The sequence below is a fragment of the Mesorhizobium sp. P5_C1 genome (genome assembly GCF_054049815.1).
Genome location: NZ_JBFULQ010000155.1, coordinates 1 through 11,488 on the forward strand (window position 1 = coordinate 1; position 11,488 = coordinate 11,488).

Here is an 11,488-nt window from a genome sequence, read left to right on the forward strand (position 1 = left end):
GAACAGCAGCGAGGCAAGACAAGCGCCCGCAAGCGCAACGGTGTTTCGGTCGATTTGAAGCATAACAATCCCTTTCCATCGGAGCATTCGCAGGTGAGCCAAGGGCGGATGCTTTCAAACTGCGATGGAGGTGACATAGACGACGCTTGACCATAAAAAAAGACTATGCATCTCTATTTCAGAGATGACAAAAAGGAATGATCGAGATGGCAAGCCTTGATGTCGACGCCGTGCGGACCTTCGTCATGGTGGCCGATCTGCAGAGCTTCACCCGTGCGGCTGCCGCGCTGGGTAGCACCCAGGCGACGATCAGCGTCAAACTGCGCCGGCTCGAAGAAAAGCTCGGCGCGCGTCTGATCGAACGAACCCCGCGCCGCGTGCGGCTGTCGGCAAGGGGAGCGGTTTTTCTCCCGGCAGCTCGCGAATTCCTTGCCGCCCATGAACGTGCCATGGCGGAGTTTTCAGAGGCGCCGTGTCGCCTTGCTCTCGGCTTTGTCGACCACGTCGCGGGGCCCGAGCTTTCCATATTGATAGCCCAGCTTCATGCCCATGATCCGTCGCTTGCCCTCAACATCAGGATCGATACCAGCTCTTTGCTGCAGGAGGCTTTCGATAGGGGCGAACTCGATGCGGTGATCGTGCACCAGGAAGACGACAGTCGCCGGGGCGAAGCCTTGTCGCGCACCCATTATGGCTGGTTCGCGGCCCCTGCCTTCGAATGGCGGCCCGGGACGCCCTTGCGCCTCGCTCTTCTAAGCACCGTATGCAACTGCCCGGACCGGCTGAGAGCAGTCGAGGCGCTGGATAGAGCAGGCATTGCCTGGAGCGAGGCTTTCGTCGGCGGCGGCGGCGCGGCAGTCAACATCGCGGTATCGGCCGGCTTCGTCGTTTGCGCCCTCGCCCAACGTGTCGCTCCCCCTGGCTTGATCGAGGTGGGTCGCAAGCTCGGCCTGCCGCCGATTCCCTCTTCCGATATCGTCTTGCATTCGCGCGCCTTGGCGCCGCGGGCAAGAGAGGCGCTGCATATGCTCGCCACCGCTTTTCGCGAGTATGATTTGCCGGCGGGATAGGCAAGGATGTTCCCGATCGCGATTCTGTTGGTATGGATCGGGTTCCAGATTTCACGGGGATCGAAATGACCGAGATCACTATCCGCCCGCTTGCGCAGTTCGACCATGCCGACTGGCGGCGCCTGTGGACCGACTATCTGACCTTCTACGAGACCAAGCTGCCGGAAGAGGTCTACGCCGTTACCTGGAAGCGGTTGTTCACGGCAGGCGAGTTCGAACCGAAGGGTTTCATCGCCACGCTCGACGGCAAGGCTGTCGGCCTCACCCACTATCTCTACCACCGCTCCTGCTGGGCGGAGCAGAACAACTGCTATCTGCAGGACCTGTTCGCCGATCCGGACGTGCGCGGCAAGGGCATTGGTGCTGAGCTGATCAAGGCGGTGAAGCTGGAAGCCGCAAAAATCGGCGTCAAGAATGTCTACTGGATGACGCACGAGACCAACGCCACCGCGCGCAAGCTCTACGACTATGTGGCGCGCCGGACCGGCTTCATCGAGTATGATCTGCTGTAGATAGACGATGTTCATCCCTTTCTTCCTCGAACTGAAGGCAGCGCGTGTTCCCGTCTCGCTACGGGAATATCTGTCGCTGCTGGAGGGACTGGAAGCCGGGTTGGTCGACTACGACGTCGAGGGTTTCTACTATCTGGCCCGCACCGCGCTGGTGAAGGACGAACGCCACATCGACCGCTTCGACCAGGTGTTTGCCCATGTATTCAAGGGCGTTGAGGCGCTGGGTGGGCCGGACGCTGTCGATGTCGCCAACATTCCCGAGGAATGGCTGCGCCGGCTCGCAGAGAAGCACATGACCGACGAAGAGAAAAAACTGGTCGAGGCGCTCGGCGGTTTCGAAAAGCTGATGGAGACCTTGAAACAGCGGCTGGAGGAGCAGAAAGGCCGCCACCAGGGCGGTTCGAAATGGATTGGCACCGGCGGCACCTCGCCCTTCGGCGCATATGGCTACAATCCCGAAGGCGTGCGCATCGGCCAGCACGAAAGCCGCAACCGCCGCGCCGTCAAAGTCTGGGACAGACGCGAGTTCAGGAATTTCGACGATGCCGTCGAACTCGGCACCCGCAACATCAAGATCGCGCTGAAGCGCCTGCGCCGCTGGGTGCGCGAGGGTGCCGAGGAAGAGTTCGACCTGCCGGGCACCATTCACGCCACCGCTGAACACGGCTATCTCGACGTACAAACGCGGCCCGAACGGCGCAACGCGGTGAAGCTCTTGATGTTCTTCGATGTCGGCGGCTCGATGGACGACCACATCAAGAGCGTCGAAGAGCTGTTTTCGGCCGCCCGCGCCGAATTCCGCCAGCTCGAATATTTTTATTTCCACAACTGCCTCTATGAAGGCGTGTGGAAGGACAATCGCCGCCGTCATGCCGAGACGATCCCGACCTTCGACCTGATCCATAAATATGGGCCGGACTACAAGGTGATCGTCGTTGGCGACGCCTCGATGAGCCCTTACGAGATCGCCCTACCCGGCGGCTCGGTGGAACACTGGAACCCGGAGGCCGGGACCGTCTGGCTCGGCCGCCTGTTGCAGCAATGGCCCAACGCGGTATGGCTGAACCCCGAGAACGAGAAGAACTGGGGCTATACCCATTCGATTGCCATGATCCGCGACGTCTTCGGCGGCCGCATGTTCCCGCTGACGCTGGYCGGGCTCGAAGGCGCGACCAGGCAGCTTTCAAGGAAGCATTGAACAGACAGGAAAAACGATGACCTGCTTTCTCTGCCTGCAATGCGGCGTCCAGTTCGCGGCAACGAAGGCACCGCCGAACCGCTGCCCGATCTGCGAGGACGAGCGGCAATATGTGCGCTGGGAAGGCCAGGCCTGGATCACACCGGAAGAGCTCGCCGACGGAAACCGGGTCGTGGTCAAGGACGATGCCGGCGTTCTCGCCTTCGGCATCGAGCCGCGCTTCGCCATCGGCCAGCGCGCGTTGCTGGCGCAGACGCCGCACGGCAATGTGCTGTGGGACTGCATCTCGATGGTCAGCGACGAGGCGGTGGCCGAGATCAACCGCCGTGGCGGCCTGACAGCGATAGCCATCTCGCACTGCCACTATTATTCGGTGATGGTCGAGTGGAGCGAGGCTTTTGGCGGTGTGCCGATCTTTCTCCACRCCGATGACGGCCAATGGATCATGCGGCCGCACAAGGCGATCGTCAGTTGGGAGGGCGAGACGTTGCCTATCAACCCTTCGCTGACACTTGTCCGCTGCGGTGGCCACTTTGCCGGCGGCCAGGTGCTCCATTGGGAACGCGATGGCGGCAACGCCCTGCTGTCCGGCGACATATTGCAGGTAACGCCGACGCGCCGCCATGTCAGCTTCATGTACAGCTATCCCAACTATATCCCGCTCAACGCAGCCGCCGTCCGCCGCATCGCGAAGGCATTGGAGCCCTTCCAGTTCAACCACATCTACGGCGCATGGTGGAACCAGAATGTGATTGGGGACGCAAAAGCGGCATTCGATATATCGGTCGCGCGCTATCTTGCAGCCATCGCGTGAAGGCACGATCGAAAATGCGGGCAAACCTCGTAACAAATGCCTATCTTGGTGCGAATATGAGGTTGCAATCAACAACGAGCCGGCAAGGCTGAGGAGATCAAATGGACACCCACACCTACCCCGTCACCCGCACCGACGCCGAATGGCGCGCCCGGCTGACGCCGGAGCAATATGCCGTCATGCGCGGCCATGGCACCGAGCGGCCGGGAAGCTGCGCTTTGCTCTACGAGAAGCGCGCCGGCACGTTTTCCTGCGTCGGCTGCGACCAGCCGCTGTTCGAATCCAAGCTGAAGTTCGAGAGTGGCACCGGCTGGCCGAGCTTCAACGACCCGGTGCCGGGCTCGGTCGAGAACACCGTCGACCGCAGCTATGGCATGGTCCGCACCGAATGCCATTGCGCCCGCTGCGGCAGCCATCTCGGCCATGTCTTCGAGGACGGCCCGCCGCCGACCGGCCTGCGCTATTGCATCAACGGCGTGGCGCTGAAATTCGAGCCGACGGCCTAACCCGATCGTCGGATGAATCGAAAGGGCGGCTGCGGCCGCCCTTTTTCATTGCGCGATAGGTGCCCCGTATCCGCACTGTCAGACCACGACCGACAGGATCAGCCACAATGTGGCGCCGAGCGTCATCAGCGAGGCCTTGGCGCCGGTGGCCTTTTCCGTGGTTCGCCATACGGCAAAGGTCAGGAAGATGTTGTAGGGCACCGGCGCGAAATGCACCGCCAGAACCAGCGCGAGCGGCAGCTTCAGTCCGAGCAGGATGAGCGCGGCCACCGAAGATACGACATTGATCGCCGTGCCGACAAGGACGAGGTCGCGCCAGAACAGCCGATCGAGCGGCACCAGGCCTTGCCAGCGTGCGCGGAAGAAGCCCCGGCTGGCCGTGTCGTTCTCGTCTTCGGGGAGCTTTGAAACATTCATCGGCGCAACCCTCGCTTCGGCGTCGGCAGGAACGTCAAACGCAACAAACTGTCAACACCAGGCGACGATGGACATCGTGACCTGACCGGATGTCATCACACGGTCGTGAAACCTTTCTACGCCGCTTCTTTTCGATATACTTTTGCCAAGCGGCGACGTCCCGACGGAATTTGCCGCTCAATCATCCAGTCGCCTGCCAGGGAGGTCTTGAGATGAGCGACAATTTCTACAACGTGCTGTTTCTCTGCAACGCCAATTCGGCACGATCCATCATGGGGGAAGCCATCCTCAACCGGATCGGCGCCGGCAGGTTCAGGGCCTTTTCCGCCGGCTCTCAGCCGAAGGGCACGGTCAATCCCTACGCACTTCAACTGCTCGAAACCCTCAGCTTCGACACCGGCTTCGCCCGCTCGAAAAGCTGGGACGAATTCGCCGCGCCCGACGCACCGGAAATGAACTTCGTCTTCACCGTCTGCAACAGCACTGCGAACGAAGCCTGTCCCATATGGCCCGGCCATCCGATGACGGCACTTTGGGCGATACCGGACCCGGCCAAGGCCCACGGCACCGACGCCGAGGGCACCTCGCCTTCGCCGATGCCTTTCGCATGCTCAGCAATCGCATCTCGCTGTTCGTCAATCTGCCGGTGGGCACGCTCGACCATATGACCCTGCAGCACCATCTGGACGAGATCGGCCGCGATACGGCGAAGGCGAGCTGATCGCAAAAGCCCCGTCTCGCTCATCGGCCGGCGGACGCGAGCTCACGCTCCGACTTCGTCCGCCAGAACCTCGGTGACCGCGCGCTCGATGCGCGAGGCCTCCGTCACCAACCAGTCGGCCATCGCAGGCCAGTTGTCCTCGGCAAAGCAATTCACCCGCCACATCGAATTGATGCCGAGCCCCTGGCAACTCTGTTCGGGCCTGAGCTTCAACTTGCCTTCGATCGCCGGCTGGAACGGCTTCAACCGCGCCCACGCTCCCGTGGCGCCGAACTTCTCGTTGCGCCCAAAGAAGACGCCGACATGGTTCTGCGCCGGCGCGACATACATGGAAAGGACCAATGCGAAGTCGGGCAGCCCGCGCTGCCAGAACCAGGGTCCGCGCCTCGCCAAAAGAGCCTTTTCCTCCGGATGCCGTTCCTCGAACAGCGTCCAGAAACCGCGCTGGCGGAATTCAGAGGCGCGGCGGGCGCCGAAGTCGAATTCGCTCATGGTTCGAACCGTATCTCCGGCAACCGCATGGGGCGCCGGGCCGGTTAGTCTTACACCATGCCGAGCGCGGCCTTGTACAGGTCGAGGATGGTTTCCTCCTCCTGCCGCTCTGCCTGGTCCTTCTTGCGCAGCCGGATGATCGTACGCATCGCCTTGGTGTCGAAGCCGGTCCCCTTGGCTTCGGCGAACACTTCCTTGATGTCGTCGGAGATGGTCTTCTTCTCTTCCTCGAGCCGCTCGATGCGCTCGATGAAGGCACGCAGCTGGCCGGCGGCAACAGTCTGGCTGGTCTCGGTGATATCGTCGGCCATGTTTTCTCCACATCGTTTCTGCGCCGCGACTCGGGGGACTACGGCGGCAAATTTGAGCCGGTTCGATGCCCGACCAGCGGCGGCGGGTCAAGCTGTTATCGAACAAGCCACAGGGGCATGATCCCGAAAAGTGAGTACCGGTTTTCCCTGGAGTTCATGCCCCAACACAGAGATGGAGCCCAAACTCGATTCCATCGGGATGGAACACGCTCCAGGCTGCCGACAGACGCCGACAGCCTGCCCGTTCTTTGCCAGCTCTCAATTGAAGGCGATCAGCAGATCCTTGGCATCGATCTGGTCTCCGGCCTTGACCAGCACCTCGGCGACCGTGCCGTCGCGCTCTGCATGCAGCGCCGTCTCCATCTTCATCGCCTCGATGGAAAGCAGCACGTCACCGGCCTTCACGGCCTGGCCAGCGGCAACCGAAAGCGCCGAGACGACGCCCGGCATCGGCGCGCCGACATGCGCCTCGTTGCCCGGCTCGGCCTTGCGGCGGGCCTTGGCGGCGGACGCGCCATGCGCCCTGTCGGGCACCTTGACGCGGCGCGGCTGGCCGTTGAGCTCGAAGAACACGGTGACCATGCCCTTGTCGTCGACATCGCCGATGGCCAGACAGCGCACCACCAGCGTCTTGCCCTTCTCGATGTCGACGAAGATCTCGTCCTCGGGCTTCATCCCGTAGAAATAGGTCGGCGTCGGCAGGACGCTGACCGGCCCATAGGTCTCCTGCGCGCCGGCGAAGTCGGAAAACACCTTCGGATACATCAGCCAGGAGGCGAATTCGAACTCCGAGAGCTTGCGCTCGAGCTTCTCCTCGATCTCCTTGCGGCTGGCCTTGAGGTCGGCCGGCTTGAGCAGCGAGCCCGGCCGCACCGTGATCGGCTTGTCGCCCTTCAGCGCCTTCTTCTGCAGCGCTGCCGGCCAACCGCCGGGCGACTGGCCGAGATCGCCGCGCAGCATCGAGACGACAGAATCCGGAAAGGCGATATCCCTGGCCGGATTTTCGACATCGGCGACAGTCAGGTCCTGGCTGACCATCATCAATGCCATGTCGCCGACGACCTTGGACGACGGCGTCACCTTGACGATGTCGCCGAACATCAGGTTGACGTCGTGGTAGGTCTGCGCCACCTCGTGCCAGCGTGTCTCGAGCCCGAGCGAGCGCGCCTGTTCCTTGAGATTGGTGAACTGGCCGCCCGGCATTTCATGCAGGTAGACTTCCGAGGCCGGTCCCTTGAGGTCGCTTTCGAAGGCGGCGTACTGGTTGCGCACCGCTTCCCAGTAGAACGAGATCTTGCGGATCCATTGCGGGTCGAGGCCGGGGTCGCGCTCGGTGCCTTTCAGCGCCTCGACGATCGAGCCAAGGCAAGGCTGCGATGTGTTCCCGGAGAAGGCATCCATCGCCGCGTCGATGGCGTCGACGCCGCTCTCCACCGCAGCCAGCACCGTCGCTGCGGAGAGGCCCGACGTGTCGTGGGTGTGGAAATGGATCGGCAGGTCGGTCGCCTCGCGTAGCGCCTTGAAAAGCACGCGTGCGGCGGAAGGCTTCAACAGGCCGGCCATGTCCTTGACGGCGATGATGTGGGCGCCGGCAGCCTGCAATTCGCCGGCCAGGCCGACATAGTATTTGAGATCGTATTTGGCTCGCGCCGGGTCGAGTATGTCGCCGGTGTAACACATCGCCGCTTCGATCAGCTTGCCTTCGGCGCCGACCGCGTCCATGGCGACGCGCATGTTCTCGACCCAGTTCAGGCAGTCGAACACCCGGAACAGGTCGATGCCGCCGCTGGCCGCCTGCTTGACGAAATGCTGCACGACATTGTCGGGATAATTGGTGTAGCCGACACCATTGGCGCCGCGCAGCAGCATCTGCAGCAACAGATTGGGCGCTGCCTCGCGCACCAGCGACAGCCGCTCCCATGGATCCTCGGTGAGGAAGCGCATGGCGACGTCGAAAGTGGCGCCGCCCCAGCATTCGAGCGACAGAAGCTGCGGCAGGGCGCGCGCATAGGTGCCGGCGATGCCGGCAATGTCATGCGTGCGCACACGCGTGGCCAGCAGCGACTGATGGCCGTCGCGCATCGTCGTGTCGGTAACCAGCACCTCCTTTTGCGCGCGCATCCAGGCGGCGAATTTCTCCGGCCCGAGCACGTCCAGCTTCTGCTTGCTGCCGCCCGGCACATTGCCGTTGAGGTAAGGCACGATGGGTGCGGCCGCGTCGGCCTTCGGCTGCGGCCGGCCGCGCGCCTCGGGATGGCCGTTGACCGACACGTCGGCCAGATAGTTGATGAGCTTGGTGGCGCGGTCCTGGCGCTTCACCTGCTGGAACAGTTCCGGCGTCGTGTCGATGAACTTGGTCGTGTAGGAATTATCGGCGAAGCTCGGGTGGTTGATGATCGCTTCGAGGAAGGTGAGGTTGGTGGCGACGCCGCGGATGCGGAACTCGCGCAAGGCCCGGTTCATGCGGGCGATGGTCTCGGCCGGCGTCGGCGCCCAGGCCGTCACCTTCTCCAGCAGAGGATCGTAGAAGCGGGTGATGACCGCGCCTGAATAGGCGGTGCCGCCGTCGAGGCGGATGCCGAAGCCGGTGGCGCCACGATAGGCGGTGATGCGGCCGTAGTCGGGAATGAAATTGTGCTCGGGGTCTTCGGTGGTGATGCGGCACTGCAAGGCATGGCCGTTCAACCGGATGTCCTTCTGCGCCGGCACGCCCGATTCCGGCGTGCCTATGGCGAAGCCGTCGAGGATATGGATCTGCGCCTTGACGATGTCGATGCCGGTCACCTGCTCGGTGACGGTGTGCTCGACCTGGATGCGCGGATTGACCTCGATGAAATAGAACTTGGCGGTATCGGCATCCTGCAGGAACTCGACCGTGCCGGCACCGATATAGCTGGTCTCGCGCGCGATCTTCAGCGCGTAGCCGCAAAGCTCCTCGCGTTGCGACATTTCGAGATAGGGCGCCGGCGCCCGCTCGACGACCTTCTGGTTGCGGCGCTGGATCGAGCAGTCGCGCTCGAACAGGTGCACGGCATTGCCATGCGTGTCGCCCAGCACCTGCACCTCGACATGGCGGGCGCGTTCGATCAGCTTTTCGAGATAGACCTCGTCCTTGCCGAAGGCGGCTTTCGCCTCGCGCTTACCTTCCATAACCTCGCGGGCAAGATCGGCCTCGGAGCGGATGGCGCGCATGCCGCGCCCGCCGCCGCCCCACGATGCTTTCAGCATGACCGGATAGCCAATCTCCTTGGCCAGTGTCTTGACCGCCTCAATGTCGTCCGGCAACGGATCGGTGGCGGGGATCACCGGCACGCCGACCTCGATCGCCAGATTGCGCGCGGCAACCTTGTTGCCGAGCCGGCGCATCGTGTCCGGCTTCGGGCCGATGAAGGTGATGCCGGCGACCGCGCAGGCTTCGGCGAATTCGGGACTTTCCGACAAAAGCCCGTAGCCGGGATGGATGGCATCGGCGCCTGAAAGCCTGGCGACGCGGATCACCTCCTCGATCGACAGGTAGCTTTCGATCGGTCCCATGTCGCGGGTCAGGTGCGGTCCGCGCCCGACCTGGTAGCTCTCGTCGGCCTTGAAGCGATGCAGCGAGTACTTGTCCTCCTCGGCCCAGATCGCCACGGTTTTGAGACCAAGTTCGTTGGCCGCGCGAAAGACGCGAATGGCGATTTCGGATCGGTTGGCGACGAGGATCTTCGTAATGGCCAAGGACGAACTCCGGACAGTGTCGGGGACGAAACTGGCGTCATGATTAGCGCGAAAATGCTGCAGTGCAAACAAAATTGACGCTGAATTAAATCGATTGAAACGGAATCTTTGCGCCAAAGTCGGTCGCATTCGGTCGAACGCGCAAGAAAGCCCCGGCGCGGCCATTCAAGGCCTGATCTTTTTCCGGCTAAAGGCCGGCTTTATCGGCTTGCCGGATCATCCGGAAGGGAGCGGGGCTCAAACGAAAAATGCCCGGCGCAAAGCGCCGGGCATTCTGTAGAGATCAAGGCCGACAGGCTTACATCTTCTGGATGTAGGTGTACTTGCCGTCGTCGCCCTTCTTCCATTCGTACATGACGTAGCCGGGCAGCGTCGGGTCGCCCTTGGCGTCATAGGACAGGTCGCCGAGCACGGTCTTGAACGGGCCATTCGCATGCAGCGCCTTGGCAACTTCCTGCGGGTCGTTCGACTTGGCGGCTGCTGCTGCTTCCGAAAGCGCCTGCACGGCAGCGTATGCGTAGAGCGTGTAGGCTTCCGGCTCGAAGCCCTGCGCACGGAACTTCTCGACGAGTTCCTTGTTCGCGGGGATCAGGCGCGGATCCGGGCCGAACGTGTTGAGCGTGCCCGCAACCGCGTCGCCCGCGATCGAAGCCAACTCGTTCGACACGATGCCGTCACCGGAAACCAGCGTCGCCTTGAGGCCTTGGTCGGCCGCCTGGCGGATGATCAGGCCGGCTTCGGTGTGCAGGCCGCCCCAATAGATGATGGAGACGCCGGCTTCCTTCATCTTGGCGATCAGTGCCGAGAAGTCCTTGTCACCGACGTTGATGCCTTCATACATGACTTCCGTCACGCCCTTGGCGTTCATCGCCTTCTTGGTTTCGTCGGCAAGGCCCTGACCGTAGGTGGTCTTGTCGTGCACGACGGCGATCTTGGCGTCCTTGAAGTTCGCGGCGAGATAAGCGCCGGCGATGCTACCCTGCTGGTCATCGCGTCCGCAGGTGCGGAACACGTTCCACAGGCCCCGCTCGGTGAACTGCGGGTTGGTTGCAGCCGGAGTGATCTCGACGATGTTGTTTTCCGCATAGACTTCGGATGCCGGGATCGAGACGCCCGAGTTGAAGTGGCCGACCACGAACTTGACGCCGTCGCCGACGAACTTGTTGGCGACCGAGATGYCCTGCTTCGGATCGGAGACGTCGTCGCCAACCTCGAGCTTGATCTGCTCGCCATTGATGCCGCCCTTGGCATTGATGTCGGCGACAGCCGCTTCCGCACCCTTCTGAAGCTGTGCGCCGAAGGCTGCGTTCGGACCGGTGATCGGACCGGCAACGCCGATCAGTACATCAGCCCACGCGCTGCCGCCGAACGCGACGAGCGCGGTCAGGGCGACGGCGGACAAAAGTGATTTTTTCATTTAAACGCTCCCATTTACGGAGTGGGCGTGGATGAAGCTTTCATGCGATGCCCACCCTTATCGCAGAAAGCATAGTTTGCCGATTTTCAGGCACTTGTCACGCCGATTCATCCCCGAAGCGGCGTTAATGATGAACCTCAGCCTTTCGGCTTCCAGCTCAAGATTGAAGCTCTTTCGTAGAGCCAATTATACTGCGTCACCATCTGGTTTGTTCGTGTGTATTGATAGCCGACGAAGCCAAGGATCATCAGCACGATGGTGTCGACGATATAGTAGTGCAGCGAGAACATCGTGCCGCCGAACAGCGCGTGAT

The 11,488-nt window shown here is 62.2% G+C and carries 11 protein-coding genes and 1 pseudogene; 6 read left to right on the forward strand and 6 right to left on the reverse strand.

Annotated features, from left to right (window positions below; genetic code table 11):
• Positions 1–206 precede the first annotated feature (206 nt).
• From ACXJ7R_RS14645 to msrB, 5 genes are all read left to right on the forward strand, one after another.
• Positions 207–1,070, forward strand: coding sequence for a LysR family transcriptional regulator (locus tag ACXJ7R_RS14645; protein WP_095084433.1), 864 nt, complete (start codon positions 207–209; stop codon positions 1,068–1,070).
• Between the two features lie 65 nt (positions 1,071–1,135).
• A complete protein-coding gene (locus tag ACXJ7R_RS14650; RefSeq protein ID WP_457152458.1) occupies positions 1,136–1,582 on the forward strand; it encodes an N-acetyltransferase family protein in 447 nt (148 codons plus the stop codon).
• 7 nt (positions 1,583–1,589) lie between these two features.
• Positions 1,590–2,780, forward strand: coding sequence for a vWA domain-containing protein (locus ACXJ7R_RS14655; RefSeq protein ID WP_457152459.1), 1,191 nt, complete (start codon positions 1,590–1,592; stop codon positions 2,778–2,780).
• Between the two features lie 16 nt (positions 2,781–2,796).
• Positions 2,797–3,594 carry an MBL fold metallo-hydrolase gene (locus ACXJ7R_RS14660; protein WP_457152460.1) on the forward strand — a complete coding sequence of 266 codons (798 nt, stop codon included), beginning with the start codon at positions 2,797–2,799 and terminating at the stop codon, positions 3,592–3,594.
• Positions 3,595–3,695: 101 nt separating this feature from the next.
• Positions 3,696–4,100 carry a peptide-methionine (R)-S-oxide reductase MsrB gene (msrB, locus tag ACXJ7R_RS14665; RefSeq protein WP_023688927.1) on the forward strand — a complete coding sequence of 135 codons (405 nt, stop codon included), beginning with the start codon at positions 3,696–3,698 and terminating at the stop codon, positions 4,098–4,100.
• 78 nt (positions 4,101–4,178) lie between these two features.
• Here the strand turns inward: msrB and ACXJ7R_RS14670 are convergent, their stop codons facing one another.
• Positions 4,179–4,517, reverse strand: coding sequence for a hypothetical protein (locus tag ACXJ7R_RS14670; RefSeq protein ID WP_457152461.1), 339 nt, complete (start codon positions 4,515–4,517; stop codon positions 4,179–4,181).
• A gap of 212 nt (positions 4,518–4,729) precedes the next feature.
• Between ACXJ7R_RS14670 and ACXJ7R_RS14675 the strand changes: the two are divergent.
• Positions 4,730–5,238: pseudogene (locus ACXJ7R_RS14675) on the forward strand (arsenate reductase ArsC).
• A gap of 42 nt (positions 5,239–5,280) precedes the next feature.
• On the opposite strand, the gene ACXJ7R_RS14680 reads toward ACXJ7R_RS14675, so the two are convergent.
• From ACXJ7R_RS14680 to ACXJ7R_RS14700, 5 genes are all read right to left on the reverse strand, one after another.
• Positions 5,281–5,730: a hypothetical protein gene (locus tag ACXJ7R_RS14680; RefSeq protein WP_095084218.1), complete on the reverse strand. Its 450-nt coding sequence runs from the start codon at positions 5,728–5,730 to the stop codon at positions 5,281–5,283.
• Between the two features lie 50 nt (positions 5,731–5,780).
• Complete coding sequence (locus ACXJ7R_RS14685; protein ID WP_027027312.1) at positions 5,781–6,041, reverse strand: DUF2312 domain-containing protein; 261 nt, start codon at positions 6,039–6,041, stop codon at positions 5,781–5,783.
• Positions 6,042–6,299: 258 nt separating this feature from the next.
• Positions 6,300–9,758: a pyruvate carboxylase gene (gene pyc, locus ACXJ7R_RS14690; protein ID WP_457152462.1), complete on the reverse strand. Its 3,459-nt coding sequence runs from the start codon at positions 9,756–9,758 to the stop codon at positions 6,300–6,302.
• A 298-nt stretch (positions 9,759–10,056) separates the two neighbouring features.
• Positions 10,057–11,175, reverse strand: coding sequence for a branched-chain amino acid ABC transporter substrate-binding protein (locus tag ACXJ7R_RS14695; RefSeq protein WP_457152463.1), 1,119 nt, complete (start codon positions 11,173–11,175; stop codon positions 10,057–10,059).
• A 137-nt stretch (positions 11,176–11,312) separates the two neighbouring features.
• A partial coding sequence (locus tag ACXJ7R_RS14700; RefSeq protein WP_457152464.1) for a DUF6867 family protein occupies positions 11,313–11,488 on the reverse strand: 176 nt, incomplete at its 5' end.

Coding starts and splice junctions, on each gene's coding strand:
- msrB (WP_023688927.1), top strand. CDS start 3,696: ATGGACACCCACACCTACCCCGTCACCCGCACCGACGCCGAATGGCGC.
- ACXJ7R_RS14680 (WP_095084218.1), bottom strand. CDS start 5,730: ATGAGCGAATTCGACTTCGGCGCCCGCCGCGCCTCTGAATTCCGCCAG.
- ACXJ7R_RS14670 (WP_457152461.1), bottom strand. CDS start 4,517: ATGAATGTTTCAAAGCTCCCCGAAGACGAGAACGACACGGCCAGCCGG.
- ACXJ7R_RS14685 (WP_027027312.1), bottom strand. CDS start 6,041: ATGGCCGACGATATCACCGAGACCAGCCAGACTGTTGCCGCCGGCCAG.
- ACXJ7R_RS14645 (WP_095084433.1), top strand. CDS start 207: ATGGCAAGCCTTGATGTCGACGCCGTGCGGACCTTCGTCATGGTGGCC.
- ACXJ7R_RS14650 (WP_457152458.1), top strand. CDS start 1,136: ATGACCGAGATCACTATCCGCCCGCTTGCGCAGTTCGACCATGCCGAC.